This window comes from Pseudomaricurvus alcaniphilus (assembly GCF_011440395.1).
GTDB classification, from domain to species: Bacteria; Pseudomonadota; Gammaproteobacteria; order Pseudomonadales; family Cellvibrionaceae; genus Pseudomaricurvus; species Pseudomaricurvus alcaniphilus.
In genome coordinates this window covers 476,365-503,297 of record NZ_JAAOIX010000001.1, presented here as the reverse complement: position 1 = coordinate 503,297, position 26,933 = coordinate 476,365, and the positions used below count along the sequence as shown (strand labels likewise).

Below are 26,933 nucleotides of genomic sequence, written 5' to 3'. Positions count from 1 at the left end.
TCATGGGCGGGGATAAAAATTTGAAAATTGCAATTATTGGCAGCGGTATTTCCGGGCTCACATGTGCCTACCTGTTGCAGCAGCGTTATGACATCACCGTGTTTGAGGCTGCGGCTGACATCGGTGGTCATACCGCCACCAAAACAGTCAACCTGCATGGCCGGCAGTACCCGGTGGACACCGGCTTTATCGTCTTTAACGACCGCACCTATCCGACGTTTATTCGCTTGCTGGATCAGTTGGGGGTGGAGTCACTGCCCACGGATATGAGTTTCAGCGTCAGTTGCGAGCAGACCGGGCTGGAATACAACGGCACCTCACTCAATGGCTTGTTCGCCCAGCGCCGCAATCTGGCCAATCCGTATTTTTGGGGCATGCTCAAGGATATTGTGCGGTTTAACCGGCAGGCCCAGGCGGATCTCGACAGCGGCGCCATAGCCAGCGCCACCACCCTCGGTGAATACCTGGCCCGGCACGATTATGGCGAGTACTTCACCCGGCGCTACCTGTTGCCGATGGGCGCGGCAATCTGGTCGGCTTCGAGCGAGGGAATGCTGGAGTTTCCGCTGTTGTTCTTTGTGCGCTTTTTTAAAAATCACGGTCTGCTCAGTATCAACGACAGGCCCCAGTGGCGAGTGATCAAGGGCGGCTCGCGCAGTTATCTCGATCCCCTGACCGAGGGCTTCAGGGATAAAATTATGCGCGCTTGCCCGGTTACTTCGGTGCGAAGGGAGGCGGGTGGCGCAGTGGTGGCAACTGCCGCCGGCAGCCAGGCGTTTGACCAGGTGGTGTTTGCCTGTCACAGCGACCAGGCGCTGGCCCTGCTGGCGGATCCCTCGGCGGAGGAGGTCGATATTCTCGGCCGCATGGATTACCGGGACAATGATGTGGTGTTGCACACGGACACTCGACTGCTGCCGAAACGACCGCTGGCCTGGGCCTGCTGGAACTATCGCATTAAGCAGGCACCCACTGAACTGGCGACCCTGTCCTACAACATGAACATGCTGCAGGGAATCGACGCGCCGGAAACGTTTTGCGTCACCCTGAATGACACGGCGGCGATCGACCCGGACAAAATTCTCGGCCGCTACAATTACAGTCATCCGGTGTTTAGCCTGGCTTCCACCGCCGCCGCCCAGCGCTGGCAGGACATCAACGGGGTCAATAGCAGCTGGTATTGCGGCGCCTACTGGGCCAATGGTTTTCACGAAGATGGCTGTAACAGCGCTGTGCGAGTGGCGGCGGGGCTGGGAGTCGACTGGTGATTGAGCACAGCGCCGTCTACCAGGGCTGGGTCCGGCACCGCCGCTTTGCCCCCACCAGCCACCAGTTCCGCTACCGGGTGTATATGCTCTACCTGGACCTGGCCGAACTGCCCCGGGTGCTAAAATTGCACCCTTTCTGGTCGGCCCGGGCCTGGGCGCCGGCGCGCTTTTGTCGGTCCGATTTTTATGGCGACCCCGCCGTGCCTTTGGATACCGCTATTCGCGACAAGGTAGAAGCGGAGACCGGGCGGCGGCCCCGGGGGGCGATACGGATGCTGGCCAACCTGCGTTATTTCGGTTTTATCATCAACCCCATCGTCTGCTATTACTGCTTTGACGCTGAAGATCGCCTGCAGGCGCTGGTGGCTGAAGTGACCAATACGCCCTGGCGGGAAAAACACGCCTATGTGCTCAACTGTGACCCGGACGCACAAATGCAGCGTATTCAATTTCCAAAGACGCTGCATGTATCGCCCTTCAACCCCATGAATATTGAATACGATTGGCGCAGCAACAGCCCGGCAGACAGCCTGGTCATTCACATGCGCAATTTACAGGCGCAGCGGTGTGATTTCGACGCGACGGTCTGCCTGCAGCGACAGCCGCTGTCGCGCCACTTGTTACAAGGAATATTGCTGCGCTATCCGTTTATGACATTGAAGGTGGCGTGCGGAATTTACTGGAATGCGATGAAGCTGTGGTTTAAGCGGTCGCCTGTCTACGATCACCCGCAAGGAAAAAGGTCTGTAACACATGAGTGAAATGAATATTTCCAGCCTGGACTTGGGCACACAAAGGGGCAATTGGCTGGACAACCTGGCCCGCTCACTGGTGCTGCGCTCACTGAAAAAATTGCCCGCCGCACGGCTGCTTATCAAGGAGGGCGATCGCGTGCATCAGTTCGGTGAGCAGGGAGGTGGCGAGGACGGAAGTAGCGACGGCCTCTGCGCCACCATCATTGTGCACCAACCCTCAGCCTACCGTGATTTTGCCTTCGGCGGCTCGGTGGGTGCCGGTGAGGCCTATATGCAGGGCAGCTGGAGTTCGCCGTCGCTGTTGAACGTCGTCAGGGTGTTTGCCCGCAATATCGATGCCCTCAACAGTATGGAGGTGAAGTGGCCGTTTCTGCAGCGCTGCATTGACAAGTTTCTGCACACTTTCAAGGCCAATACCCTGACCGGATCGCGGCGCAATATCGCCGCCCACTACGATCTCAGTAACGAGTTCTTCGGTTTGTTTCTCGACCCCAGCATGATGTACTCCGCGGCGATCTATCCGCAGCCTTCAGCGAGCCTGGAGCAGGCGTCCATCTTCAAGCTTGAAACCCTGTGCCAAAAGTTGCAACTGCAAGCGGGCGATCACCTGTTGGAGATCGGCACCGGTTGGGGTGGGCTGGCGATTTACGCCGCCAAAAATTACGGTTGCAGGGTAACCACCACCACCTTGTCGAAGGAGCAATTCCAGTACGCCGAGGCGCAGATACGTGCCCAGGGGCTGGAAGACAAAATTACCTTGCTATTGAAGGACTACCGGGAACTGGAGGGCCAGTACGACAAGCTGGTGTCGGTGGAGATGATCGAGGCCGTGGGCCACGAATACTATCAGGAGTATTTTCGCGTTTGCAGCGAACGGCTCAAGGCCGACGGCCTGATGGTGATCCAGGCCATAACCGTCACCGACCAGCGTTACGCCACCGCCAAAGCCAGTGTGGATTTTATCAAGAAATATATTTTTCCCGGTGGCTCGCTGCCGTCGGTGACGGTGATGGCCAATTGCCTGGCGCGCAAGACGGACCTGACCATTACTCATCTACAGGATATCGGCATTGATTACGCCGATACCCTGCGCGACTGGTACCAGCGCTTCAGTGGCAATTTGCCCCAGGTCAAGGCGCTGGGTTTTGACGACACCTTCTGTCGGATGTGGGAATTTTACCTGCTTTATTGCGAAGGAGGCTTCCGTGAACGAGCGATCAGCACTGTGCAGATGGTCATGGCCAAACCCGGTGCCCGAGTGGAGTAACAGCGCAGTTAAAGCCGCGCTCAACGGGCTCCTGTTCCAGCTGGGCTGGTTGGTGGCGGTGCAGGGCAGTAGCCGCTATGCACTGCTTGCCACCGCGGTGCTGTTGGTGCTGCACTGGTGCTATTGGTCCAGGTCGCGGCGCGAGTGGGGCTTGATTATGGCGGTGGCGGCCGCGGGCTATGCCATCGACAGTGTGCTGGTGTGGCAGGGCGTGTTCCTGGTGGCTGGCAATGAGTGGGTAGCGCCCCTGTGGTTGCTGTGCATCTGGGTTATGTTTGCCACCACACTGTGCCACGCCTTCGCTTTTTTGCAGCGCAATCTGGGCCTGGCGATGCTGCTGGGCGCGGTATTTCCACCCTTCAGCTACTGGGCGGGCGAGAAGCTGGCGCCGCTGGAATTTAGCGATAGCGTGATTGCGCTGGGGGTGTTGGCTGTGATTTGGGCAATTTTGTTGCCGCTGCTGGCCCTGTCGGCGCGGCATGTGGAAGAGGGCAGTAAACAATGATCTGGACTGAGGTTTCTGGTGGTCAGCGCCGGTCAGCGGGTTTGAGCTGCGCAATAGCAGGGTGGCTGGCAGCGGCACTGCTGCATATTCCCGCTGCCTTGGGGGCAGGCGCGGCGAGCCAGTCGGCGGCGGCGGAAATTGTTGGTGAAGCCTTTTTGGCAGGTTCCGATCAACTCGCCTACCGCGAATACCTCTATCGCAATACGCAGGGCCATATACACCGGGTGGTGTATGAGTTGCCCGACGGCAGCTTGCTGGCGGAGAAAACCCTGGCCTTTGGCGAACCCCTGTCACAACCCTCTTTTCGCCAACAGAATTACTTCACCGGCCGCGTGATCGGGGTGGATGTGGTGCCGGCGGAGTCTGCGCCGGCCCCGTTGCAAGTAGCCATGTATCACCACGCTACTGGCGAGGCAATGCAACGCACCCTGGCGCCAGTCAGTGACCAGCGCAGCCTGGTCATCGATGCCGGTTTCGATCCGTTTATCCGCAGCAAGTGGTACAGCCTGTTGCAGGGGCAAAAGCAGGCGATCCAGTTCCCCCTCGCCAGCAGTGGCCGGCTATTGGATATGGTGGTGGCCAAAACCCGCTGCGCCGATGGGCCGGCGCAAACCACCTGCTTTCGAATCTACCCCGACTCAATGCTGTTGAATTTGTTGCTGCGCGATCCGGTTCACCTGGTGTATGAAAACAGTGGCGCGCGACTGTTGACCTACCGGGGCGTGGGCAACGTGGCACTGGCGGATGGCCAGTTACCGCGGGTGGAAATTCACTACCGCTATCCGGACGAGCCGGATGCAGCTGCACAAATGACCGTAATTGAGGCAGCGCAGTAAAGCCCGGTCCGGCACCGACCAGCGATTCCCTCCATGCCGTTAAATGCCCCACGGCGGGCTGTCACGACTCGAGAAACTGGAAAATTTTACCCAGCACAAAGGTGTGTTCGCCGGGAGGCAGGTCACTGCAGGCGCAGGCCACAATGGCCTGGCCGAGCTGGGCGCCGCTGATGGGACGATACTTGCTGGCACCGGGTATCCAGCGGCTGAGGGTGTCAATGACCGGGGCAGCCAGTTTTTCCGCGCTGCGATGGTCCGCACGATCGCCAGTGATCAACGAGGGCTGGAATATGGCCAGGGTTGGAAAGCTTTGCTGGCGGGCAAAATCTTCCAGCTTACCCTTCATTTTTGTGTAAAACAGCGGCGACTTCTGGCTGGCATTGGGGGATGAGACCAGGAATAGCCGCTGCACCCCATTGCGTGCCGCGGCCTGGATTGCGTTGGCCTGGTAGGTGTAGTCAACCCGGTACTGTTCGTGTTTGCTGCCGGCCTGCTTGCGGGTGGTGCCGAGGGCGGAAAACAAATCGTCACCCTGGAGCAGGTGCTGCCATTTTTTCGGCTGGTCAAAATTCACCACGTGGTTGGTCAGTTTGTCGTGGCGTAAGGCAAGCTCGCGCCGGGAGAGTACGATTACCTGGCGGTACTGTTCTGCATCGAGCAGGTGTCGGGTAATACTGCTGCCGGTGAGGCCGGTAGCGCCGATAACGATGGCAGTTGTCATGGGATTGTCTTCTGCTGGGTGGACGAGGGAGTTAACCGTAGCGGCAAAAATGGGCGATGCTGGCGGCGGTGTCGCGGCTGATGTCCGGGCAGGCCACCGGGAATATTTCCGTACCGTGAATGGTGCCCATCACTTGCCGGCAGCGAGCCTTGACGCCGGCGCGCAGCAGCAAACGATAAAACTCGATGCCTTCATCGCGCAGCGGGTCGCATTCATTGACACTGATAACCATGGGCACTAAACCGGCGACATCCGCCTCGCTGGCAAAGGCCGGCCAGGCCAGTGGGTTGCGCTGTTCAAACTCTTTGATGCCGTAGGCCATGGCGCCCTGGTTGTTGTGCAGGTCGATCAGCAGCCCGTTGTTCTCGTAGGAGGAGGGGTACTTGTCCTGTGGCCAGGCGCCGGCGATATAGGGGCAGAGCGCGTAGATACCCTGGATCAGGTCCAGTGCACCTGCCTGCTTCAGTTTCAAGCCAGTGGCAATGGCCAGGTTGCCGCCGCCACTCTCACCGGCGACGATCAGGTGCCGGTTGTCGATGCCGAGCAGTTCCGCATTGCTCGCCACCCATTGCAAACCGCTGACACAGTCGTTGAGACCGGCCGGGAAAGGCCCGATCTCAGGCACGGAAGAGGGCACCGTGGCGTTGCGAAAATCCACCATGGCAACCGCGACGCCCTGGGCGGCGAGTATTTTCCCCCAGGCCCGGTAGTTGCCTTCGTAGCAGGACATCACCTGCATGCCACCGCCGTGAATGTAGTAGATACAGGGCAGGATCTCGCTGTTGTCCGGCCGGATAAACTGGATTCTGGCGGTATTGCCATCCGGTGCGGAGGTAAATTCGTAATCCTGGATGCGCAGGCCGTGCTGCGGGGCGACCTGTTCGTTGTCACAGGTGTCGAGGAAAGCGCTCAGGCCCTGCCGGGCCGCCGCCGCGGTCGGGGTGTTGGCCGCCGCCAGTATTTCCTCGCGACTGCTGACATCCGGCAGGGCCTGAGCGGGAAGCCTTCCAAACAGGGCTTTGATGCGTGGATCTATGCGGGGGTCTGTATCCATTTTATTGGCCATTGTTAACCTCTATGTCAGCCTTTGCAGGTGCGACGCTGCAATTGTTATTTAAACCTTCCATGTTACATCGTTATTTAAGGCGCGCTTTTCTGTTGCCTGGTTTGCCGCCAGAACGACGGCCTTGAATTTTCAGTGGCGGCCAAGATAGCCCAGAGTGCGGACAAATTCCAGTTGCCGTTGCGGGTCTCGAATGGCTAGACTGGCGCCTGCAAAGGAGAATCGTATTGTCCATACAAGCAAACCCGCTAAATCGCTTCCTGTCCCGCCTCGAGCATATCGGTAATCGTCTTCCTCACCCGGCCATGTTGTTTGTCTATCTCTGTGGCCTGGTGTTGCTGTTGTCGCTGCTGTGTGCACTGGCTGGGGTCAGTGCCGTGCATCCGGTCAGTGGCGATACTGTACAGGCCATTAACCTGCTGAATAGTGTCGGGTTGCACAAAATTCTCACCCAGACGGTAACCAATTTCACCCAGTTTGCGCCGGTGGGCACAGTGCTGGTGGCAATTATGGGCATCGGTATTGCCGAGCACAGCGGCCTGATTGGCGCGGTGTTGCGTGCCGGAGTGACCCGGGCCCCGGCCGGTTTGTTGACCTTTATCGTGGTGTTCGCCGGGGTGATGTCCAGCCTGGCAGCGGATACTGGCTACGTGGTGCTGGTGCCGCTGGCGGCGATGATGTTTGTGGCGGTCGGTCGTCATCCGCTGGCCGGTATTGCGGCGGCCTTTGCCGGGGTGTCCGGCGGCTACAGTGCCAATTTGCTGATCGGTCCGCTGGATGTGATCCTGGCCGGCCTCTCCAGTGAGGCGGCGCATTTGGTCGATGCCGAGTACGAAGTGAGTGCGGCCGGCAATTACTATTTTATTGTGGTCTCCACCTTGCTGGTCAGTGTGGTGGGTACCTGGGTTACCGAGCGCCTGGTGGAGCCGCGTTTGGCCGAGCATAAGTTGACGGCTCACAATGAGGCGCCAGCGCAGGGGCTGACGCCGGAGGAGAAGCGCGGCTTGATAGTGGTAGCGCTATTCTCGCTGGGCTTTGCTGTGCTGTTGCTATGGGGACTATTGCCGGCCGATGGCCTGTTGCGCGATCCGGAGACGGGCAGTGTGCTGAAGTCGCCGTTTATTCGCGGCATCGTGGTGATCATTGCGGTCTACGCCGGGCTGGCGGGAATCCTGTTTGGTCGCAGCAGTGGCAAGTGGAAGTCCAGCAGTGAGTTTGTGCTGGCCATGGAGCGCAGTATGGTGACCATGGCCGGTTATCTGGTGTTGATGTTTTTTGCCGCCCAGTTTGTCAGTTACTTCAGTTGGAGCCAGCTGGGGGTGATCGCCGCGATCAATGGCGCCCAGTTGTTGCAGGTGTTGCAGTTGCCGCCGACCTTGTTGTTGCTGGTGTTTGTGTTTATGGCCGCGGCTATCAATTTGCTGGTGGGCAGTGCGTCGGCCAAATGGGCGCTGATTGCGCCGATTTTTGTGCCTATGTTGATGCTGCTGGGAATTGCCCCGGAGGCGACGCAGATGGCTTTCCGGATTGGCGACAGTGCAACCAATATCATTACTCCGTTGATGCCGTATTTTGGGGTGGTGGTGGCTTATGCCCAGGCTTATGACAAGAATGTGGGCATTGGCACTATTATGGTGACTATGTTGCCTTACAGTGTGATGTTTTTGCTGTGCTGGTCGTTGCTGTTGTTGTTGTGGTTGTGGTTTGGGTGGCCATTGGGGCCTGGGGTGGAGACACTTTTGGGGCAGTGAGCGGGTATATCTGTAAACTGGTGACTCGATGACCTTTTTGAGTTTCCCTGTGAGCGAGGGTGCTGTCGGGGAATATAGCTGTTTGGGGTATTAGTTCTTTATCCGGCTTGGCTGCGGGTGCTTGCTTTCAAGACTCGCCGTGCACCCGTCCATGGGGGCTCCACGACAGCATCCATGCTGTCGAGGGTCTTGAAAGCAATCACCCGCAGCCAGACCTGCTTTATTGCCAGCGTCCAGCTTCCTGCTTTGAGATACTTGGCTTTGGTGGTGATCGGGATAAGCTTCGTTGGAGGCTCCGCGGTAGCATCCGTGTTGACGAGGGGCTTGTAAGCAAGCTTCCGCAGTCAGACCTGCTTTATTGCCAGCGTCTAGTGTCCAGTGTTCTGATTTGAGCTGCCAGGCTTTGGTGTTGAGCGGGATAAACTGTAGACTGCGCGACCTGCGCAGTATCTTGCCGGGCTTGCCGATCTGCACTATGCGGCAGGCGAGAACGCTTGCCGCAGTCATTCAGCGTCGTAAAGCTCCGGCTAATTCAACTTTAAATTTTTTAACAGGACTGGCTTTGATGCAGTCGTTATCTGCTTTTGTACCCCTCGGTGCGCGCTATATGATTCTCAGCGCCTTTGGTTTCGCTTTGATGGGGATGTTTGTGAAGCTGGCCAGTGTCCGGGGTATTCCGCTGCTGGAGATTGTTGCGGCGCGCTCGCTGGTGTCGGCGCTGATCAGTTACCTGGACGTAAAGCGTAAGCGTATTCCCCTGTTGGGCACTCACAAGACCTTGTTGTTGGCTCGGGGCGGGGTGGGTACTTTGGCGCTGATCTGTGTGTACTACGCGCTTACTACGATTCCTTACGCCGAAGCGACTGTGTTGCAGTACTTGCACCCGATGTTTACTGCGTTGTTGGCGCTGGTGTTTTTGGGTGAGCGGCTGCAGCGTTCGACCCTGCTGTGTATCCTGTTTAGTCTGGCGGGTTTGTTGGCGATTGTCCGCCCAGAGTTTTTGTTTACTGAGCTGGCTGCCAGTTATCCGCCGCTGGCCATTGTGGCGGCGATTACTGGCGCCTTCGGCAGCGCCGTGGCCTATGTGCTGGTGCGCACCTTGAGTGGACGGGAAGATCCGTCGGTGATTATTTTTTATTTTCCCATTATTGCGCTGCCGGTGTCGCTGCTGTTGCTGGGCAGTGACTTTGTTATGCCCAGCGGCTGGGACTGGCTGCTGCTGTTGGCGGTGGGGGTTGCCACCCAGGTTGGCCAGGTTGGCCTGACCAAGGCCATGCAGACGGAAACCGCCAGCAAGGCCACCAGTTTTTCCTATTTGCAGGTGGTGTTTGCGGCGCTGCTGGGGTGGCTGGTGTTTAGCGAGGTGCCCGGGGTATGGACCCTGGTGGGGGGTGCGCTGATCGTGTTGGGGGCGTTTATTAATCTGTTGGGTTCGCGCCGGGCTAAAGCTGCCTGATTTGCCTGGCAGGGTGCCTAGTCGACAACTAGTCGACAACTAGTCGACAAAGGTAACGGCGTTACCCAGTTCCTCGCGCTCTGTGCGGGCGCGGTTGACGATGGCATCCGGGTCCGGATAGCCGATTGACATACCGAATAGCACCCCGCGGCTGGGGGGGATGTCCAGCAGTTCCCGGATCGGGTCGGGGTATTGGCCCAGTGCACCCTGCATACAGCAGCCAAGGCCGTGCTCGGTTAGCAGTAATGCCAGCGACTGGGCGTAGATGCCGGTATCTACCGCGCCCATGATATTGAGGTATTTCTCCATGGTGAAAAAAACCACGTGCGGAGCGTCGAAGAATTCCCAGTTGCGAATCATGGCCTGCTGCCTGGCCTGGCGGTCCTGGCGCTCAATGCCGATGGCGGAATAGAGGGCGTTGGCAGCGCCGTATTGACGCACTTTATGTTCCGCTTCGTAGTAGACCTTCCAGTCGAAATCCGGGTTGGGCTCGGCGCCACTGGTCACCAGTGCCAGCAGCCGCTGTTTTAGTTCTTCCCTTTTTGCGCCGGAGACCACGTAGGTCTGCCAGGGCTGGGTATTGCAGTTGGAGGGCGCCTGCTGGGCGCTGGCAAAGATGGTTTGCAGGGTGGCGGCCGGGATGGGTTGGTCGAGAAAGGCGCGCACGGAAACGCGGGCGTGCAGGGCTTCGATAACGTTCATGGATGGCTCATTGGAGTTGGGGTTGGGGCAAGAATAAACAATCCTTGCGGGAAACTGAATGGTTGCGCCGGGGCGGTGGGTAAATATTTGTTAATCGCTGATGTGCAGCAGCACTCTGGAGATAAGGTGGCGCCTCCTGTACAATTCGCGCCTGATTTTTGCCGCCACGCCAACCACTTATAGGGCTTCTATGGAAATCGCACCGCTGGTAAATTCCCTCAAGGATCTGCAAGAACGCACCGACGTTCTTAGGGGGTACCTTTGACTACGCTGAGAAGAAAGAGCGTTTAACCGAAGTCGAGCTGGAGCTGGCGGAGCCGTCCGTTTGGGATGATCCTGAGCGGGCCCAGGCACTGGGGCGCGAGCGCTCCAGCCTGGAAGAGGTGGTTGCCACCATTGAAAACCTGGATCAAGGGGTCAGCGACTGTCGCGAATTGCTGGAAATGGCCGCCGACGAAGAGGATGAAGACAGTGTTGCCGAGGTAGAGACGGAAATCGAAAGCCTGGAGGCACACCTGGCGAAGCTCGAGTTCCGGCGCATGTTTTCCGGCGAGATGGACGCCAACAACGCGTTTTTGGATATTCAGTCCGGCTCCGGTGGCACCGAGGCCCAGGACTGGGCCGAAATGGTGCTGCGCATGTACCTGCGCTGGGGTGAGCAGAAGGGCTTTAAGACCACCTTGGAAGAGGCCTCCGCCGGGGAAGTGGCGGGCATCAAGAGCGCCACCATCCGCTTTGAGGGCGAGTACGCTTTCGGCTGGTTGCGCACCGAAACCGGTGTGCATCGACTGGTGCGCAAGTCGCCGTTTGATTCCGGCAACCGCCGCCACACTTCCTTCTGTTCGGTCTTTGTGTCACCTGAAATCGACGACGATATCGAAATCGACATCAATCCGGCGGATGTGCGCACCGATACCTACCGGGCTTCCGGTGCCGGCGGCCAGCACGTCAACAAAACCGATTCGGCGGTGCGCCTGACCCACGCCCCCAGCGGTATCGTGGTGTCGTGCCAGAGTGAACGCTCCCAGCACCAGAACCGCGACAACGCCTGGAAAATGCTGCGGGCGCGGGTGTACGAACAGGAAATGCTCAAGCGCAATGCCGAAAAGCAAGCGATGGAAGACAGCAAGGCGGATATTGGCTGGGGCAGCCAGATTCGCTCCTACGTGCTCGACGACCAGCGCATCAAGGATCTTCGCACCTCGGTGCAAACCAGCAACTGCCAGGCGGTGCTGGACGGGGATCTGGACCAATTTATCGAAGCCAGTTTAAAAGCCGGCTTGTAAAGCGACAAGATACGACGGATTTGCTATGACTGACCACCAAACACCCCAGGATGAAAACAAGCTGATCGCGGAGCGCCGCGCCAAACTGGCGGCTTTGCGCGAGCAGGGTAATGCGTTCCCCAACAGTTTCCGTCCCCGGCACAAGGCGCAAGACCTGCAGGACGAATACGGCGAGCAGGAGAAAGCTGCGCTGGAGGAGCTGGGCAAGGTGGTCAGCGTCGCCGGTCGCCTGATTCGCAACCGCGGTGCGTTTATGGAGCTGCAGGACAGCTCCGGCCGCATCCAGCTCTATGTCACCAAGGAGGCGCGCGGGTTCGCCAAATCACTGGATCTCGGGGATGTCATTGGTATCGAGGGTGCCTTGCACAAGTCTGGCAAGGGCGATCTGTACGTGCAGCTGGACCAGTATCAACTGCTGACCAAGGCGCTGCGCCCGCTGCCGGACAAGTACCACGGCCTGGCCGACCAGGAGATGCGCTACCGCCAGCGCTATGTGGATTTGATCGCCAACCCGGAGGTGCGTGAGACTTTCAAAATGCGCTCGCGCATCGTCGCCTTTATCCGCAGCTACCTCAATGCGCGGGAGTTTCTCGAGGTGGAAACCCCGATGCTGCAGCCGATTCCCGGCGGCGCCACCGCCAAACCATTTACCACTCATCACAATGCGCTGGACATCGATATGTACCTGCGCATCGCCCCGGAGTTGTATTTGAAGCGCCTGGTAGTGGGTGGCTTCGACCGGGTCTACGAGATCAACCGCAGTTTCCGCAACGAGGGTTTGTCCACCCGTCACAACCCCGAATTCACCATGCTCGAGTTTTACCAGGCCTACGCCGACTATCACGACCTGATGGACCTGACCGAGGATATGTTGCGCAAGCTGTGCGAGCAGGTGATCGGCAGCAGCGAGATCCGCAGCACGGTGAAAAATGCCGAGGGCGAGGTGGTGCAGGAAACGGCCTACGACTTCAGCCAGCCGTTCCGGCGCATCAGCGTGTTTGATTCAATCTTGCACTTCAATCCGGATATCAAGCCCGAGGCACTGGCGGATGAGCAGGGCGCGCGGCAGATTGCCGAACATTTGGATATCCCCCTGAAAGACAACTGGGGGCTGGGTAAGGTGCAGATCGAAATCTTTGAGAAAACCGTCGAGCACCGTCTCGATAACCCCACCTTTATCACCGAGTATCCCACCGAAGTGTCGCCGCTGGCGCGGCGCAGCGACAGCAACCCGTTTGTCACCGACCGGTTTGAGTTTTTTGTCGGCGGGCGCGAGATCGCCAACGGCTTTTCCGAGCTCAACGATGCCGAGGACCAGGCCGCGCGCTTCCGCGCCCAGGTGGCGGAAAAGGACGCCGGCGACGACGAGGCCATGCACTACGACGCCGATTACGTGCGCGCGCTGGAGTACGGCATGCCGCCGACGGCGGGCCAGGGCATCGGTATCGACCGACTGGTGATGCTGCTCACCGATTCGCCCTCAATCCGGGATGTGCTGTTGTTTCCCGCCATGCGCCCGGAGTAATTTCCCGGGCGGCTGGTTTTAGCGACAGGTAATGCGCAAACTGTGGGCGGCGTCACAGGTTTACTTGGGGTTTCGGGTATAGTTCGTTATTGTTCAGGGAAGATTTGTCTCCAGTGGAGGTGGCAATGTGGGGTTACGACAGGGCGGACGAATCGCAGCTGGTGCCGTTCAAAACGCAGGACCAGCATTTTAATCTGTTTTGTATGGTGCTGGAGCGCGGCTTTGCTCTCCACACCGGCCATTCGGAGCGCCTGATCCCGGAATTTCGTCTGCGTGACGCCGGCTCACACCGCTATCTGCCCAAAGTCATTCCCAAAGAAGGGGTCAGTTTCCGCATCCCGGAAAGCTGCCTTTCACCCAGCCAGATGTACCTTCATTACGACCCCAAGAGCGAAACAGACTTGCCGGTACTGGCCTGCTACGATGCCGACCAGGGGGCGTTTGTGCCCTACGATTACCAGCAGAGCGATTTGTTCAGCAAGGGCGGCGAGGTGACACCACTGCCGGTGGTCAAGTTGTCCACTTTGCGGGGGCTGCACTACATCAAGGATATTGCCTGCTTGCAGATGTTTGAGCTGGATTTTGCTCGCCTGAGCGCGGTGGACTCGGCTCTGGCGGCGGAAGTGCGGCAGGTGTTGACCCGCAAATTGACCCGTTTTGTGGTGTATACCCATCCCTGGTTGCAGGCGACCCATGCCGAGCGGGCCGCCCATGATTACCTGGCCAACGAGGAGCAGCGGCGGGCGGCGCGGCGCCAGTCATTGGCGCAACCAAATCAAACGCAGAAGCCAGCGCCGGACAAGCCCGGCGCTGAACCCTTTATGGAGTGGGACTGAGCCGAAGCGCGCCAGCGCAGCGGGTTATTTCTCCACAAACGCTCGTTCGACTACATAGTGGCCCTGGTGGCCGTGACGCGACTCAATAAATCCCTCCCCATCGAGCCAATGGCAGGTGTCCTTCAGCATTGACGGGCTGCCACAGATCATAAAGCGATCATTCTCAGGGCAGATATCTGGCAGGTTTATCGCCCGGTTCAATTGCCCGGATTTCATCGAATCGGTCAACCGGCCCTGGTTGTGATAGGGCTCCCGGGTGACCGTGGGATAGTAGATCAGTTGCTCCTGCACCAGTTCGCCCAGGTATTCGTGCTGCGGCAAATCCTTGAGGATCACATCCTGGTAGGCCAGTTCAGAGACCGAGCGCACACCGTGGGTGAGGATGATCTTGTCGAAGCGCTCGTACACTGACGGGTCGCGAATGATACTCATAAATGGCGCCAGCCCGGTGCCGGTACTGATCAAATACAGGTGGCGGCCTGCCAGCAGGTGGTCGGCCACCAGGGTGCCGGTGGGCTTGGTACTGACCAGCACTTCGTCACCGACGGCGATATTTTGCAGTCGCGATGTCAGCGGGCCGTTGGCGACCTTGATGCTGAAAAACTCCAGCTCTGGCTCGTAATTGGCACTGGCAATACTGTAGGCGCGCATCAGCGGTTTGCCCTCGACTTCCAGACCCATCATGACAAAGTGGCCGCTTTCAAAGCGCAAATCCGGCGCGCGTGTGGTTTTGAAGCTGAACAGGTTGTCGTTCCAGTGGTGGACGCTGGTGACTCTTTCCTTGATAACGGTGGCCATGACTGAATCCTCAATACCAGATAGTGATTGTGGTCAGTTTAGGATTGCACTAGCATATACGTAAAACGCGTAGTTCGGCATTGATTAATCGGATTTACCGATAAGAGTGCGGCCTGCGCAAGCACACCGCGATCTCGGGGATAGTCATGCGTTACTCACTACGACAGCTGGAAGTGTTCCTCGCTGCCGCCCACTTTGAAAATATTACCCGCGCTGCCGACAGCCTGGCCATGTCGCAATCCGCTGCCAGCAGTTCGCTGCGGGACCTGGAGCAGCAGTTTGATATCCAATTGTTCGACCGGGTCGGCAAGCGCCTGCAGTTAAACGGCCTCGGCCGGCTGTTGCGGCCGAAGGCGGAAGCCCTGCTGGAGCAGGCGCAGGCGTTCGAGCGGGACTTGAAACAGCACCGGGAGGAGGGGCTGCTGAAGCTGGGCGCCACCCTCACCATCGGCGACTACCTGGCGGTGGATATGATGGCGCAGTACCTGCGGGAAAATCCGGGCGCGGATGTGAACCTGGTGGTGGCCAATACTGAGTCGATCGCGCGCATGGTGGAAAACTATGAGCTCGATATCGGCCTGATCGAGGGCGAGTTGCAGCACCACGACCTGGATGTGATCAAGTGGCAGGAAGATAACCTGGTGGTGTTTTGCGCGCCCGACCACCCCATGGCCGGTAAAAGTGAGTTAACGGATGCAGACCTGATGGGGTTGGTTTGGGTGGTGCGTGAGTCCGGGTCGGGTACTCGCCAGGCTTTCGATCGCGCCATGCACGGCATTTTGCCTGGGCTCAATATCCGCCATGAATTGCAACATACCGAAGCGATCAAGCGGGCTGTTGCCGCGGGGCTCGGGGTCGGTTGCCTGTCCGAATTTACCCTGTGCGAGGCCATCGCCCAGGGCAGTCTGGTGCCGCTGCCGGTGCCCCACAGGGATTGGCACCGGCAGTTCTATATTATCCTGCACAAACAGAAGTATCGGGGGCCCGGTATCGATCGCTGGCTAAAGCTGTGTGAGACCTATACCGCCAGCTAGTTGGGCTAAACGGCAACTCAACAGCCCAGTTCGACTTTCCTGCGGTTGTAAAACTCCACCAGGTCGTCAATGGCGGCCTTGTCGAAGGGTTTCAGGCCGCTGATGACCATGCGTTTTTCGCCGTGACCGATTTCACGATCGCCCTGCTTGAAGACAAAGGGCAGTCGCACATTGCCGCGCTTGCCGTTGACTTCCAGCGAGGGTTGCGCCAATTGCAATGTTGGCCGGTCAAAATCGAAGTCGTCCAGCTCAATGCTCATTGATTCATAGATCACCAGCGGCCGGGCGGGGTTGACCATAACGTCGTGCTGTTGCCACAGTGGCACCAGTACGTGGGGAAAGGTGGTGCCGGAGAAGGCGACGTACTGTTCCGTGAGGCCGCGAATTTTATCCTGGTCGCTGCAGTGCTCACCCCTGGCGCTTATACGCAGGTAGGTTTTGCCGTTGGCGTCCTGGATGGCGGTATGCTCATCGTCCTCTTGTTGCAGGTGCAGCTCGACCCCGTCGCTTACCATGTCGGAAAAGCTGATGTGCATTTTCTGGCTCAGCCCCAGTTTGGACAGGGCGATGGCAAACAGCAGGTCGCCGGGTACGCAAAAACGCTTGGCGTCGATGTCGTGGATGGGATTAAAATCGTCGGCTACCCGTTTGGCAAAGTTGCTTGCGTGTTGACGGGTGAATGAAAACGCGTCGGTTGCGCTAGTGGCTACAGGTTGGAAATACGTGTCTAGCTGCATGAGGTTGGGGTCGCCAGGTGGTTTGGATAATTTGATTCTAGCAGGGCGATAAGCGAAAACCAAAACAGTTGTAATAATTCAGGGGCCGCTGCCTATGGCGTCGGGCTGCCAGCTCGGCGAGCGGTACTAAAGGCGGGAGTTTGAAGTGGACGATATCGAGATTTACATTCGCGAGCCGGTGTTAAAAAAGCTCCTGGGTTGGCTCAAGAGTCGCCTCGGACCGCTGCAGGAGCTGGGGCCTGGGCAGCCGGGTGCAGGGCGATCGAAAGGCGCCAGGGTGTATACAACCCTTGAGTGGCAACCGCCAATTCCGATCCATATCCAGGCGGGTATCGAGGGTGGCCCTTATACCTGTCTCTGGTTCAAGTCTGCCCATACGCCCTGGCGTACCGATGCGGAGTGTGCCCGGGAGGTGTTTGCGGCACTGGGGGTGCCGGTGCAGTGTGATCCGGGCCAGGAATACGAGCACCAGGATGATTTTTTGCGTATCGATGGCAGCGGTGAGCGGGTAGTGCGTTTGCCGGGTGGCCGTCTTGGCAGTCAATAAGGGAAGGTTATGGAAGAGTTGATCGATGAGTTACATGAGCTGGCGGAGGATGTGCCGGTGCCGCTGGAGTTGCCTGAGCATGACCAGGTGGTGGATGCCCAGGAGCAGATTTTGATGCCGCTGCCACGTGATTTTCGCGAGTTCCTGATGACGGCGACGGATGTGGTGTACGGTTCCCTGGAGCCGGTAACAGTGGCCGATCCGGCTTCGCACACCTATTTGCCGGAGGTGACCTCGACGGCCTGGTCGCTGGGTATGCCGCGGGAGATGATCGCGTTGTGCGAGTGCCCCGACGGCTATTATTGCGTGGCCCAGGATGGGGAGGTCAAGCTTTGGACCCATGGGGATTACGCTGAGGAGACCTGGGAGAATGTCTGGTATTGGGTGCGGGATGTGTGGATGCAGAGTTAAGGGCGCGTAATTACTGCCATTGCAAAGAGCCAGCTGCGGTAGAATTCGGCTTTTTTATTTCGTTATTTTTGGGGAGATAGTTATGTCGTTGCGACCACGCCGTTCCGTTCTGTATATGCCGGGCTCGAATCAGCGCGCGCTGGAAAAAGCCAAAACCTTGCCGGCTGATGTGTTAGTGCTGGACCTGGAGGATGCGGTGGCGCCGGAGCAGAAGGAGGCCGCCCGGGAGCAGGTGCTGGCGGCGGTGCAGGCCGGTGGCTACGGCAAACGGGAGTTGGTGATTCGCGCCAACGGACTGTCGACGCCATGGGGGCGGGAGGATGTGTTGGCCATTGCGCGGGCACCGGTGTCGGCGGTGTGCATGCCAAAGGTGGAGTCGGCGGCCGAAGTGCGGGCAGTATCGGCGCTGCTGAAAGAGGCGGGAGCGCCGGCGCAGATGGAGATCTGGGCCATGATTGAAACCCCGCGGGGAGTGGTCAATGTGCAGGAGATTGCCGCGGCGGATGTCCGCCTGTCGTTGCTGTTGATGGGGACGTCGGATTTGGCCAAGGATATGCGTATTCCCCATACTGCCGACCGGCTCGGATTTATTTCGGCCCTGAGCCAGTGTGTGCTGGCGGCGCGAGCCAATCAGCTGGATATCCTCGACGGGGTGCATCTTGCTCTGGATGATGAAAGTGGGCTATTGGCGATTTGCGAGCAGGGCCGCAATCTTGGCTTTGACGGCAAATCGCTGATTCACCCCAAGCAGATCGCTGCGGCCAACGCTGTGTTTAGTCCGGCGGAGGCCGATGTAGTGCGGGCGCGCAAGATTATCGACGCCTGGCGGGAAACCGAGGCCGCGGGCGAGGCAGTAGTGGTCGTAGACGGCAAGCTGGTGGAGGTTCTGCACGTGGAAGAGGCCCATCGCACCCTGGCCATTTGGGATGCCATTGCCGAGCGGCAGTAAGCGCCGCCGCTTGATGCCTGGCTGCCTTAACCTGGTGCGCGAATAGCTGCCGCCAGTGGCAGGGCGTTGTATTTCTCGCCAACAGTCCTAGAATGGCGCACTGCAATGGTGCAGAAGCAAGGATTGGCGCTATGGGAAGCAGGGTTTGGTTGGGTGAACTTCGCCTGCTGGTCGGTTTTGAACAGAACCGGACCAGCCACGGGGAGAAAATAATATCCGCACTGGGAGCACTGCTGGGGATAATGGCGGTGGCCGCAGTGAGCGGCGGGATGCACCAGCTGGGCTTGCTCGATGCGGCGGCGGGTTACCTGGTCGTTATGTCCATTGGTGCCAGCGCCGTGCTGTTGTTTGCTGTGCCCCAGGGGGCACTGTCGCAGCCCTGGCCGCTGCTGGCTGGTCATCTGTTGTCGGCTTTTATTGGGGTGACCTGTTTCCAGCTGTTCCAGGATACCCTGTGGTCGGCGGCCCTGGCGGTGGGGCTCGCTATCGGAGCCATGCACTACTGCCGCTGTATTCACCCTCCCGGAGGTGCAACGGCACTCACTGCGGTTTTGGGCGGGACGCAGGTGCATGAGCTCGGTTATTTTTACCTGCTGGTTCCCATTCTGTTGAATGTGCTGGTCATTCTGTTGGCCGCCATTGCTTTTAACAGTCTTTTTGCCTGGCGCCGTTATCCCGCTCACCTGGCTCGCAAGCACAAGGTTGCGAGAATGTCGCAGCCGCCCAATCGCCAGTTTGAATTAACCCAGGAGGACTTCTCCGCGGCCATGCAGGAGTTGGACTCCTATGTCGATATCACGGCGGAGGGTTTGACCGAGCTGCTGGAGCTGGCCAAGCAGCACGCGGAAAAAAACATCACTCACCCGGCCGAGATTGTGGCTGGAAAGTTTTACAGTAACGGCAAGTTGGGCCGCCTGTGGAGCGTGCGCCAGGTGGTGGATGAATCCACCGATGTGCGTCCCGCCAATGACAAGATTATTTTTAAGGTTGTCGCCGGCGATCAATCCTATATCACCGATATTTGCCTGCGCGATGAATTCCGGCAGTGGGCACGGTTTGAAGTAGAAAAGCGGGACAATCGCTGGGTGAAACTGGTCAGCGAAGGCTAGGGCTTACCGGGCGGTACCGATTGGTTGCGAACCAGGCTGGCGGGGTTGAGCGGCACGGGGTTAAACGTTGCAGTGCCGCAACAGTGGTTTGAACCCGGGCTGGGCCTGGCGGCTGGTGGCAGTGATTTTACAGCCCCAGGCGTTTCTTCAGGCGGTGAAAATTGCTGCGATCCATGCCCAGCTGTTTGGCTGCCTGGGCCTGGCTGTTTTGGTTGGCCTGCAGGGCTTGCTCAAGCAGTTGCCGCTGGAAGTTGTCGGTGGCCTGTTTCAGGTTTGCGATGGCTGGCGGCGGTTGGTGAATTTCTGCGGCGGCGCTGGTGGTCGCAGCCGGGCTCTCCTGCCGGGGTATATCCAGGTCCTCCGGGGTGATGTGCAGCAGTGCCGGAGTGGTTCGGTGCCGGCTTTTGGCTTTCAGCAGGGCGCGGCTGATACTGTGTTGCAGTTCGCGCACATTGCCGGGCCAGTGGTAATGCAGCAGCTGGGCCTGGGTTTCCCGGGTCAGGCGCACCGCTTGCAGGCCAAAACGGCGGCGCTGCTGCTCCAGGAAAAATCCCGCTAGTAACACCGCATCGCGCTGCCGCTGGCGCAGCGCCGGCACCTGGATCGGGTATACGCTGAGGCGGTGGTAGAGGTCGGCGCGGAAGCGTCCCGCTGCCACTTCCTCGGGCAGTTGGCGATTGGTGGCGGCGACAATGCGCACATCCACCGACAGCGGCGTATCGTTGCCCAGCCGTTGAATTTCACCGCACTGCAGCGCCCGCAACAATTTCGCCTGGGCGGCCAGCGGCAGTTCGCCCACCTCATCCAGGAACAGTGTGCCGCCATCGGCGACCTCAAACTTGCCGGCCCTGAGCTGGGTGGCGCCGGAGAAGGCGCCCTTGATGTGGCCGAACAGTTCGCTCTCAACCAGGTTTTCCGGCAGCGCGGCGCAGTTGACGTACACCAGCGGCGCCTCGGCCCTGGTGGAATGTCGGTGGATTTGTTGTGCCACGAGCTCCTTGCCAACCCCGGTTTCACCGTAAATCAAAACCGACAAGTCTGATGCGCTGACCGCTTCGATGTCCCGTTTGAGTGCCTCCATGGCCGGGCTGTTGCCGAGCATGGGTTGGGCGTTGCGCTCGGCCAGCACGGCCTGCACCACCTGGTGTTCCCGTTGCAGTTTGCTCTCCAGGCTGCGAATCAGTTCGGCGGCGGTAACCGTGGCTTCGGCGAGGCGGATAAAAGCTTCCAGCTCCGCCGTACTGATGTCGTCGAAGGTGCCGGTTGCGGCGGCATCCAGGGTAAGCACACCCCAGGGCTTGGCATCGATATAGAGAGAGACGCCCATGCAGTCGTGAACTTTGAGGTCGTGGCTGCTGATGTCAATAAGTCCGTCGTAGGGATCAGGCAGCGGCGAGTTGGCATCAAAACGCAGCGGCTTGCGGTTGAGCAATATGGCGGCGAGGCGCGGGTGCTGGTCGAGATCAAACTGCCGGCCGAGGGTGTCTTCACTCAAACCGTCTACGGCCAGCGGGATCAGTTTGCCCTGTTGCAGTTGCAGCAGGGCAGTGGCATCGCAGGGAAAAACCTGTTTTAGCGCTTGTAGCAGGCGCTGGAAACGCTCCCGTTCTGACAGTGGTCGCGCCAGGTCGGTGACAATGGTGAGCAGTGACTGGATAAAATTGCTTGTTGTCATATTGACCTTTATTGTTGTTGAAATGATAACTTTATTAACTTGTCAAAGTGACAACATTAATTGAAAAAACTATAAATATCAAACGGTTATATATTGGTACGGATATTGTATTGGATGTTGTAATGAATGTTGTAAGAGGTATTACAACGACTATTGCAACGGGTATTGCACCAGTCGTTCTGTACTGGAAATTTCGAAGTAAAGATTCCCTCGGGGAGCGGGTTGCGATTGTGCGCCACCGCAGCCCAAATACTAACTGTTTGGAGATATATTAATGCTGTCACAAAAGAGCAAGGATTTAATCAACGCATCGCTGCCCGCGGTGGGGCCCAAAGTGGATCAGATCACCGCGGTATTTTACCCGCTGATGTTCAGCCGCTACCCCCACGTGAAAGCCTACTTTAACCAGGCGCACCAGGCCCAGGGTACCCAGCCGCGAGCGCTGGCAAACGCGGTGGTGGCCTACGCCACCAATCTCGATCGGCTCGAAGTGCTGGGCGATGCGGTCGCCCTGATTGTGCAGAAACACGTGTCGTTGAATATCCTCCCCGAGCATTACCCCATCGTCGGTGAGTGCCTGCTGGCGGCGATCGCCGAGGTACTGGGTGATGTGGCCAGCGACGAGATCCTGGCGGCCTGGGCTGAGGCCTATCAACAACTGGCAGACTTGCTGATCAGCGCCGAAGAGCAGGCTTACCAGCAAGCCGAGCAGCGCGAGGGCGGTTGGCGCGGCGAGCGCGAGTTTGTATTGCGGCGCAAGCAGCCGGAGAGCGAGGTGATTACCTCGTTTTATTTTGAAGCCGCGGACGGCGGCGCCATTTGCACGCACTTGCCCGGGCAATTCACCACCGTTGTGGTGGCCGCGAATGGTGAAACCTTGCGGCGCAATTACTCCCTCTCAGGCCAGGCCGGCACGGGCTATTACCGCATCAGCGTCAAGCGCGAGCCCGGCGGGGTGATGTCCAATTACCTGCACGATCACCTGCAGGTGGGTGACAGCGTCAAGCTGACACCGCCGGCGGGCAGCTTTACCCTGAATGATGCGGAGCGCCCACTGTTGCTGTTGACCGGCGGTGTCGGTGTGACCCCGGCCATGAGTATGTTGCCTGAGGCGCTGGCCCGGGGCAGGGATGTGCATTTTGTCCACGCGGCGCTGAACGGCCGGCATCACGCCTTTAAGGACAACGTCGACCAGTTACTGGCCCGGCACGGCAACCTGCAGGTCAATTACTGCTATGAAAAGCCTGAGCCGGACGATCGGCCGCACTTCGCCGGCTTTATCAGCCCGGAGATGCTCGACGGCGTACTGCCGGCAGAGCGGGATATCGATGTCTATATGCTGGGGCCAAAGGGTTTTATGCAAGCGGGATACCGCGCCCTGCAAAGCATCGGCGTGCCGGTGGCGAATATCAAATACGAGTTCTTTGGCCCGCTGGAGGCGCTGGAGGCGAGCGCCTAATCTCGCTGCAGATTAGCGCGGGCCTGTGCTTTGCAGTTGCGGCTATGGGCTCTGAACCGGGGCTTTAGTTCAGGGCCAGGTTCACCACCAGGCACACATCCCGGCTCTGGCGCCACTGGATATTGTAGTGGTAGAGGCTCATGCCGTAGATGCGCTCGTCGTCGCTGTGGTATGCCGGCTGGGGCCGTTGCGCCAGCACCTGCTCGATCAAGGTGCGGAAATTTGGCGGTGCATCGACCAATTGGTCCAGTTGCGCCAGGGCCTGCTCGGAGAATTGCACCGCTACGGTTTGCGCCGGTGGCTCGGGAGCATAGTTGGCGCGGGCGTCCGGCAGGGCGTCGGCATAGGGCAGGTAGGGCTTGATATCGAGTATGGGGGTGCCGTCCACCAGGTCGGCACCGCCTACCAGGACACGCCAGTGGCCGCCACTCTGTTCGATGCCTTCCAAAGTGACCACTGACAGGCCAATGGGGTTGGGCCGGAACGGACTGCGGGAGGCAAATACCCCGACCCGCCGGTTGCCGCCCAGGCGCGGCGGCCGCACCGTGGGTTTCCAGTCGTCGCGCTGGGCCTGGTGAAAAACAAACACCAGCCACAGGTGGGAGAAGCCTTCCAGGCCGCGCACAATCTCCTCGCGGTTGCAGCGCCCCAGCAGTTCAATGTGGGAGCGGGCCGCGGGCACCAGTCCCGGTTGCCGCGGCACGGCGAATTTTTCCGGGTAGGGGGTGTGGATGGTGCCGATGGGATCGAATTCGAAGCCTGTCGTCTGGTCGCCGGTCATTGTCGTCTGCTGCCAATCATTGCCGTCTGCTGCCAGTCACTTGGCCAGGTAGGCGTCGATGGGCTGTTGGCACAATTCCAGTGTGCCGTCGGGCTCGGCTTGCAGCCACCACAGGTGACTGCCCCAGTCGCCCAGCACGATGCGCTCGGCGGTTTCACCGTTGAGCTCCAGTTCATGCCTTGCCGGGCGGTGGGTGTGGCCGTGGATCAGGCGCTGGACGCCGTATTCCTGCATCACTCGCGCTACCTCGGCGGGGGTCACATCGGTGATGTCGGCGGCCTGCACACGGTTGTGAGCCTGGCTCTGTTGCCGCGCCTGGTCGGCGAATGCGCGGCGCACCTCCAGCGGTTGCGACAGCATCTGCTGTTGCCACTCGGGGGAGCGGGACAGGTGTCGAAACGCCATATAGTCGGTGTCGCGGGTGCAGAGGCTGTCGCCGTGCATCAGCAGGGTGGGGACACCGTACAAATCGATAAGGGCCGGGTCGTCGAGCAACATGGCACCACACTCGTCGGCAAAGTCTTGCCCCATCAGGAAATCCCGATTGCCCACCATCAGGTAGAGTTCGCCACCGTTATCGGTAAACTCCCGCAGCAGCTCGGCAATGCCGAGGTTGAATTCAGAGCGGTCGTCATCGCCGATCCAGACCTCAAAAAAGTCACCGAGGATAAACAGCGTATCGGCGGCCGGCGCTTGCAGCTGCATAAATTGTGCGAACGCGGCGCTCAGTTGGGGCAGCTTGGCATCGAGATGCAGGTCGGAGATAAAGAGCGTGGTCATAGGCGCTTGGATTGTGGAGTAAGTGGAGTAAAAAGCCGGGGCTTAGCCTGGATTTAAATTGGACTGGGGCCAGGTTCGAATGGGGCCTAGCTCGACCGGGGCCAGGATGGTCCAGGGTTAAGTTGGGCCGGGGTGTAAGTTGGACCGGGCCAGTACCAGCGTTCTGCTGGCACCGGTTGGGCAAACCCCTGTGTCGCGGCGCGGGGTCTGCGCCGCAATGATAAGTCGCGATAACCGGGTTACTTGTTGACTGTAACCTTGTCAATGGTGACTGCATCGACCGGTACGTCCTGGTGGCCCCCCTGGCTGCCGGTCTTGACGCCCTTGATCTTGTCGACCACGTCGGTTCCCTCGGTAACCTTGCCAAACACACAGTAGCCCCAGCCCTGGGAGTTCTTGCCGGTGTGGTTGAGGAAATTGTTGTCGCTCACATTGATAAAAAACTGGGCAGTGGCGCTGTGCGGGTCCATGGTGCGGGCCATGGCAACGGTGTAGGTGTCGTTGGTAAGGCCGTTGTCGGCCTCGTTTTCCACTGGCGCGCGAGTTTTCTTTTGGCTCATGTCAGCGGTCATACCGCCGCCCTGAATCATAAAGTTATTGATGACGCGGTGAAAAATAGTGCCGTCGTAGAAACCGTCTTCGGCGTACTGGAGGAAGTTGGCCGCGGTCTTGGGGGCCTTGTCGAAATCCAGTTCCAGGGTAATGTCGCCAAAGTTAGTGTGCAGTGTGATCATGTCGGTGTTTCCTGCCATATTATTGCTGTCAGATTGTGTGGGCCCGGTGAGGCAGGGTTGCCAACCAGGATTGCCAAAAAAGGTGCTTACCGCACCCCGAGACGGCTATAATACACGATTTGCCGGTTCGGGTAGGAGCTGGATAAGACCAGCACCCTATCCGGCCCGCAGGGCAGCCATCCAAGTTAAGTAAGAATATGAGCGAAACTAGCAGTAAATCCGGTACTACCAGACCCTTGAACTTTCTCGAACAAATCATCAGCCAGGACCTTGAGCAGGGCAAGGTCGACAAAGTGATCACCCGTTTTCCGCCCGAGCCCAACGGCTATTTGCATATTGGTCACGCCAAGTCTATCTGCCTCAATTTCGGCCTGGCGGAAAAGTTTGGCGGCGCCTGCAACCTGCGCTTTGACGACACCAACCCCTCCAAAGAGGAGCTGGAGTACGTCGAGGCCATCAAGCGCGACGTGCAGTGGCTGGGCTATAGCTGGGCCGATGAGGTGCGTTACGCCTCCAGTTATTTCGATACTTTTTACCAGTGGGCGCTGCACCTGATCAATGAGGGCAAGGCCTACGTGTGTCACCTGTCCGCCGATGAGGCGCGGGAGTACCGCGGCTGGGCCTCCAAGCCCGGTAAGGAGAGCCCCTACCGCAACCGAACCGTAGCGGAGAATCTGGCTGAATTCGAGAAAATGCGCGCTGGCGAATACGAAGAGGGCGCCTGTTCATTGCGCGCCAGGATCGATATGGCCAGCCCCAATATGAATTTGCGCGACCCGATGCTCTACCGCATTCGCAAGCAGCGCCACCATCAAACCGGCGACAAGTGGTGTATCTACCCCACCTATGACTTTGCTCACGGCCAGGAGGATGCCATCGAGGGGGTCACCCACTCCATCTGCACCCTGGAGTTTGCCGATCATCGACCCCTGTACGACTGGTTTATCGCCAACTTGCCGGTGCCGCACAAACCCACCCAGTACGAGTTTGCCCGGCTGGAGCTGAATTACACGGTTACCTCCAAGCGCAAACTGAAACTGCTGGTGGACGAGGGCCATGTGGATGGCTGGGATGACCCGCGCATGCCCACTATTTCCGGCATGCGCCGACGCGGCTACACCCCGGCGTCACTGCGCCAGTTTTGCGAGCTGATCGGGGTCACCAAGTCCGGCAGCACCATCGACGTGGGGCAGCTGGAATACTGTGTGCGCGATGACCTCAACAACAACGCGCCGCGCGCCATGTGTGTGCTGAGCCCGTTAAAGGTGACCCTGACCAACCTGCCGGCCGGTGAAGTGCAGACCATGACCCAACCGGTGCACCCTAACCGGCCTGAGCTGGGCGAGCGGCAACTGCCCCTGTCCCGGGAAATTTTTATCGACAGCAGCGATTACAGTGAAGACACCAGTCTGTCACGGAAGAAGTTCAAGCGCCTGGTGTTGGGGGATTACGTCCGCCTGCGCGGCGCCTACGTGATTCGAGCCGACGAGAGTGTCAAGGATGCGGCCGGCAATATTGTCGAACTCAAGGCCAGCCTGGTGGAGGGCACGGTGGGTGAAAATCCGCAGGATGGGATCAAGCCCCGCGGAGTCATTCACTGGGTCGACGCAAGCAATTGTGTCGACTGCGAAGTGCGCCTCTACGATCGGCTGTTCAGTGACGCCGCACCGGATGCCGGCGACAAGGATTTCCTGCAGGCACTGAACCCGGAGTCACTGACCATCATCGAGGGCTGCAAGGCGGAAACCAGCCTGGTCAATGCCGTACCGGAGCAGAGCTACCAGTTTGAGCGGGAGGGCTACTTCTGTCTCGATGGCAAGTACTCCAGCGCCGCCAGGCCAGTATTTAACCAGACCATTGGCCTGAAAGATAACTGGGCCTCCAAGGTATAGAACTCCGGGCCGCCAGGCTCTGTCAGTCAGGGCCCTGGCAAACCAGGCTCTAGCAA

At 58.9% G+C, this 26,933-nt stretch carries 26 protein-coding genes; 17 read left to right on the top strand and 9 right to left on the bottom strand.

Annotation, left to right across the window (positions count from 1 at the left end; genetic code table 11):
• Positions 1-20: 20 nt before the first annotated feature.
• From G8764_RS02190 to G8764_RS02170, 5 genes are read left to right on the top strand one after another with little or no spacing between them, the layout of a single operon-like run.
• Positions 21-1,268, top strand: a complete 1,248-nt coding sequence (locus tag G8764_RS02190; protein WP_166161418.1) for an NAD(P)/FAD-dependent oxidoreductase — start codon at positions 21-23, stop codon at positions 1,266-1,268.
• Positions 1,265-2,029, top strand: coding sequence for a DUF1365 domain-containing protein (locus G8764_RS02185; RefSeq protein WP_341806271.1), 765 nt, complete (start codon positions 1,265-1,267; stop codon positions 2,027-2,029). The genes G8764_RS02190 and G8764_RS02185 overlap by 4 nt, the downstream gene beginning before the upstream one ends.
• Complete coding sequence (locus G8764_RS02180; RefSeq protein WP_166161416.1) at positions 2,022-3,290, top strand: SAM-dependent methyltransferase; 1,269 nt, start codon at positions 2,022-2,024, stop codon at positions 3,288-3,290. The genes G8764_RS02185 and G8764_RS02180 overlap by 8 nt, the downstream gene beginning before the upstream one ends.
• Entirely contained in the window at positions 3,274-3,795 is a 522-nt protein-coding gene (locus G8764_RS02175) for a DUF2878 family protein (protein ID WP_166161414.1), read from the top strand. The genes G8764_RS02180 and G8764_RS02175 overlap by 17 nt, the downstream gene beginning before the upstream one ends.
• Positions 3,796-3,836: 41 nt before the next feature.
• The gene (locus G8764_RS02170; protein ID WP_166161412.1) at positions 3,837-4,631 is read left to right on the top strand and encodes a hypothetical protein; all 795 of its coding nucleotides are present in this window, start codon (positions 3,837-3,839) and stop codon (positions 4,629-4,631) included.
• Positions 4,632-4,692: 61 nt separating this feature from the next.
• Here the strand turns inward: G8764_RS02170 and G8764_RS02165 are convergent, their stop codons facing one another.
• Together G8764_RS02165 and G8764_RS02160 are read right to left on the bottom strand one after the other, a co-directional pair.
• Positions 4,693-5,352 carry an NAD(P)H-binding protein gene (locus tag G8764_RS02165; RefSeq protein WP_166161410.1) on the bottom strand — a complete coding sequence of 220 codons (660 nt, stop codon included), beginning with the start codon at positions 5,350-5,352 and terminating at the stop codon, positions 4,693-4,695.
• 31 nt (positions 5,353-5,383) lie between these two features.
• Positions 5,384-6,418, bottom strand: a complete 1,035-nt coding sequence (locus G8764_RS02160) for an alpha/beta hydrolase (RefSeq protein ID WP_166161408.1) — start codon at positions 6,416-6,418, stop codon at positions 5,384-5,386.
• A gap of 224 nt (positions 6,419-6,642) precedes the next feature.
• Here G8764_RS02160 and G8764_RS02155 point away from each other — a divergent pair, with 224 nt between their 5' ends.
• On the top strand, positions 6,643-8,166 hold the full coding sequence (locus G8764_RS02155; protein WP_166161406.1) for an AbgT family transporter: 1,524 nt from the start codon (positions 6,643-6,645) through the stop codon (positions 8,164-8,166).
• 565 nt (positions 8,167-8,731) lie between these two features.
• Positions 8,732-9,622 (top strand): DMT family transporter, encoded by an 891-nt coding sequence (locus tag G8764_RS02150; RefSeq protein WP_166161404.1) that lies wholly within the window; start codon positions 8,732-8,734, stop codon positions 9,620-9,622.
• Between the two features lie 39 nt (positions 9,623-9,661).
• Here the strand turns inward: G8764_RS02150 and G8764_RS02145 are convergent, their stop codons facing one another.
• The gene (locus tag G8764_RS02145) at positions 9,662-10,324 is read right to left on the bottom strand and encodes a nitroreductase (protein WP_166161402.1); all 663 of its coding nucleotides are present in this window, start codon (positions 10,322-10,324) and stop codon (positions 9,662-9,664) included.
• Between the two features lie 190 nt (positions 10,325-10,514).
• On the opposite strand from G8764_RS02145, the gene prfB reads away from it, so the two are divergent.
• The 3 genes from prfB to G8764_RS02130 all read left to right on the top strand — a co-directional run bounded on the left by prfB (position 10,515) and on the right by G8764_RS02130 (position 13,971).
• Positions 10,515-11,610, top strand: a protein-coding gene (gene prfB / locus G8764_RS02140; protein WP_166161400.1) for a peptide chain release factor 2 whose coding sequence is annotated in 2 segments (ribosomal slippage) — positions 10,515-10,586 and positions 10,588-11,610 — 1,095 coding nt in all. Because the reading frame shifts where the segments join, the coding sequence is not laid out codon by codon here.
• Between the two features lie 25 nt (positions 11,611-11,635).
• On the top strand, positions 11,636-13,135 hold the full coding sequence (gene lysS / locus G8764_RS02135; protein WP_166161398.1) for a lysine--tRNA ligase: 1,500 nt from the start codon (positions 11,636-11,638) through the stop codon (positions 13,133-13,135).
• 125 nt (positions 13,136-13,260) lie between these two features.
• Entirely contained in the window at positions 13,261-13,971 is a 711-nt protein-coding gene (locus G8764_RS02130; RefSeq protein ID WP_166161396.1) for a hypothetical protein, read from the top strand.
• A gap of 24 nt (positions 13,972-13,995) precedes the next feature.
• Here the strand turns inward: G8764_RS02130 and G8764_RS02125 are convergent, their stop codons facing one another.
• Positions 13,996-14,769: a ferredoxin--NADP reductase gene (locus G8764_RS02125; RefSeq protein WP_166161394.1), complete on the bottom strand. Its 774-nt coding sequence runs from the start codon at positions 14,767-14,769 to the stop codon at positions 13,996-13,998.
• 146 nt (positions 14,770-14,915) lie between these two features.
• Here G8764_RS02125 and G8764_RS02120 point away from each other — a divergent pair, with 146 nt between their 5' ends.
• Positions 14,916-15,803 (top strand): LysR substrate-binding domain-containing protein, encoded by an 888-nt coding sequence (locus tag G8764_RS02120; protein ID WP_166161392.1) that lies wholly within the window; start codon positions 14,916-14,918, stop codon positions 15,801-15,803.
• A gap of 17 nt (positions 15,804-15,820) precedes the next feature.
• On the opposite strand, the gene G8764_RS02115 is transcribed toward G8764_RS02120, so the two are convergent.
• Positions 15,821-16,540 (bottom strand): DUF3581 family protein, encoded by a 720-nt coding sequence (locus tag G8764_RS02115; protein WP_166161390.1) that lies wholly within the window; start codon positions 16,538-16,540, stop codon positions 15,821-15,823.
• Between the two features lie 145 nt (positions 16,541-16,685).
• On the opposite strand from G8764_RS02115, the gene G8764_RS02110 reads away from it, so the two are divergent.
• The 4 genes from G8764_RS02110 to G8764_RS02095 all read left to right on the top strand — a co-directional run bounded on the left by G8764_RS02110 (position 16,686) and on the right by G8764_RS02095 (position 19,556).
• Complete coding sequence (locus G8764_RS02110) at positions 16,686-17,087, top strand: hypothetical protein (protein WP_166161388.1); 402 nt, start codon at positions 16,686-16,688, stop codon at positions 17,085-17,087.
• A 9-nt stretch (positions 17,088-17,096) separates the two neighbouring features.
• A complete protein-coding gene (locus G8764_RS02105; RefSeq protein WP_166161386.1) occupies positions 17,097-17,498 on the top strand; it encodes an SMI1/KNR4 family protein in 402 nt (133 codons plus the stop codon).
• 82 nt (positions 17,499-17,580) lie between these two features.
• On the top strand, positions 17,581-18,447 hold the full coding sequence (locus tag G8764_RS02100) for an HpcH/HpaI aldolase/citrate lyase family protein (protein WP_207951630.1): 867 nt from the start codon (positions 17,581-17,583) through the stop codon (positions 18,445-18,447).
• A 131-nt stretch (positions 18,448-18,578) separates the two neighbouring features.
• Positions 18,579-19,556, top strand: a complete 978-nt coding sequence (locus tag G8764_RS02095) for an HPP family protein (RefSeq protein ID WP_166161384.1) — start codon at positions 18,579-18,581, stop codon at positions 19,554-19,556.
• Positions 19,557-19,683: 127 nt separating this feature from the next.
• On the opposite strand, the gene norR is transcribed toward G8764_RS02095, so the two are convergent.
• Positions 19,684-21,231, bottom strand: coding sequence for a nitric oxide reductase transcriptional regulator NorR (gene norR, locus G8764_RS02090; RefSeq protein ID WP_166161382.1), 1,548 nt, complete (start codon positions 21,229-21,231; stop codon positions 19,684-19,686).
• Positions 21,232-21,505: 274 nt separating this feature from the next.
• Here norR and hmpA point away from each other — a divergent pair, with 274 nt between their 5' ends.
• Positions 21,506-22,690 carry an NO-inducible flavohemoprotein gene (gene hmpA, locus G8764_RS02085; RefSeq protein ID WP_166161380.1) on the top strand — a complete coding sequence of 395 codons (1,185 nt, stop codon included), beginning with the start codon at positions 21,506-21,508 and terminating at the stop codon, positions 22,688-22,690.
• Positions 22,691-22,754: 64 nt separating this feature from the next.
• On the opposite strand, the gene tsaA is transcribed toward hmpA, so the two are convergent.
• From tsaA to G8764_RS02070, 3 genes are all read right to left on the bottom strand, one after another.
• Positions 22,755-23,471 carry a tRNA (N6-threonylcarbamoyladenosine(37)-N6)-methyltransferase TrmO gene (gene tsaA / locus G8764_RS02080; RefSeq protein WP_166161378.1) on the bottom strand — a complete coding sequence of 239 codons (717 nt, stop codon included), beginning with the start codon at positions 23,469-23,471 and terminating at the stop codon, positions 22,755-22,757.
• Between the two features lie 36 nt (positions 23,472-23,507).
• The gene (locus G8764_RS02075) at positions 23,508-24,251 is read right to left on the bottom strand and encodes a UDP-2,3-diacylglucosamine diphosphatase (protein WP_166161376.1); all 744 of its coding nucleotides are present in this window, start codon (positions 24,249-24,251) and stop codon (positions 23,508-23,510) included.
• A gap of 239 nt (positions 24,252-24,490) precedes the next feature.
• Positions 24,491-24,985, bottom strand: a complete 495-nt coding sequence (locus tag G8764_RS02070) for a peptidylprolyl isomerase (RefSeq protein ID WP_166161374.1) — start codon at positions 24,983-24,985, stop codon at positions 24,491-24,493.
• Between the two features lie 197 nt (positions 24,986-25,182).
• On the opposite strand from G8764_RS02070, the gene G8764_RS02065 reads away from it, so the two are divergent.
• Positions 25,183-26,877 (top strand): glutamine--tRNA ligase/YqeY domain fusion protein, encoded by a 1,695-nt coding sequence (locus tag G8764_RS02065; protein ID WP_166161372.1) that lies wholly within the window; start codon positions 25,183-25,185, stop codon positions 26,875-26,877.
• Positions 26,878-26,933: the final 56 nt, after the last annotated feature.

Excerpts from the sequence above, each read along its gene's own strand:
- G8764_RS02180 (WP_166161416.1), top strand. The coding sequence starts at position 2,022 with ATGAGTGAAATGAATATTTCCAGCCTGGACTTGGGCACACAAAGGGGC.
- G8764_RS02165 (WP_166161410.1), bottom strand. The coding sequence starts at position 5,352 with ATGACAACTGCCATCGTTATCGGCGCTACCGGCCTCACCGGCAGCAGT.
- G8764_RS02160 (WP_166161408.1), bottom strand. The coding sequence starts at position 6,418 with ATGGCCAATAAAATGGATACAGACCCCCGCATAGATCCACGCATCAAA.
- G8764_RS02150 (WP_166161404.1), top strand. The coding sequence starts at position 8,732 with ATGCAGTCGTTATCTGCTTTTGTACCCCTCGGTGCGCGCTATATGATT.
- G8764_RS02145 (WP_166161402.1), bottom strand. The coding sequence starts at position 10,324 with ATGAACGTTATCGAAGCCCTGCACGCCCGCGTTTCCGTGCGCGCCTTT.
- lysS (WP_166161398.1), top strand. The coding sequence starts at position 11,636 with ATGACTGACCACCAAACACCCCAGGATGAAAACAAGCTGATCGCGGAG.
- G8764_RS02130 (WP_166161396.1), top strand. The coding sequence starts at position 13,261 with ATGTGGGGTTACGACAGGGCGGACGAATCGCAGCTGGTGCCGTTCAAA.
- G8764_RS02125 (WP_166161394.1), bottom strand. The coding sequence starts at position 14,769 with ATGGCCACCGTTATCAAGGAAAGAGTCACCAGCGTCCACCACTGGAAC.
- G8764_RS02120 (WP_166161392.1), top strand. The coding sequence starts at position 14,916 with ATGCGTTACTCACTACGACAGCTGGAAGTGTTCCTCGCTGCCGCCCAC.
- G8764_RS02115 (WP_166161390.1), bottom strand. The coding sequence starts at position 16,540 with ATGCAGCTAGACACGTATTTCCAACCTGTAGCCACTAGCGCAACCGAC.
- G8764_RS02105 (WP_166161386.1), top strand. The coding sequence starts at position 17,097 with ATGGAAGAGTTGATCGATGAGTTACATGAGCTGGCGGAGGATGTGCCG.
- G8764_RS02100 (WP_207951630.1), top strand. The coding sequence starts at position 17,581 with ATGTCGTTGCGACCACGCCGTTCCGTTCTGTATATGCCGGGCTCGAAT.
- G8764_RS02095 (WP_166161384.1), top strand. The coding sequence starts at position 18,579 with ATGGGAAGCAGGGTTTGGTTGGGTGAACTTCGCCTGCTGGTCGGTTTT.
- norR (WP_166161382.1), bottom strand. The coding sequence starts at position 21,231 with ATGACAACAAGCAATTTTATCCAGTCACTGCTCACCATTGTCACCGAC.
- hmpA (WP_166161380.1), top strand. The coding sequence starts at position 21,506 with ATGCTGTCACAAAAGAGCAAGGATTTAATCAACGCATCGCTGCCCGCG.
- tsaA (WP_166161378.1), bottom strand. The coding sequence starts at position 23,471 with ATGACCGGCGACCAGACGACAGGCTTCGAATTCGATCCCATCGGCACC.
- G8764_RS02075 (WP_166161376.1), bottom strand. The coding sequence starts at position 24,251 with ATGACCACGCTCTTTATCTCCGACCTGCATCTCGATGCCAAGCTGCCC.
- G8764_RS02070 (WP_166161374.1), bottom strand. The coding sequence starts at position 24,985 with ATGATCACACTGCACACTAACTTTGGCGACATTACCCTGGAACTGGAT.
- G8764_RS02065 (WP_166161372.1), top strand. The coding sequence starts at position 25,183 with ATGAGCGAAACTAGCAGTAAATCCGGTACTACCAGACCCTTGAACTTT.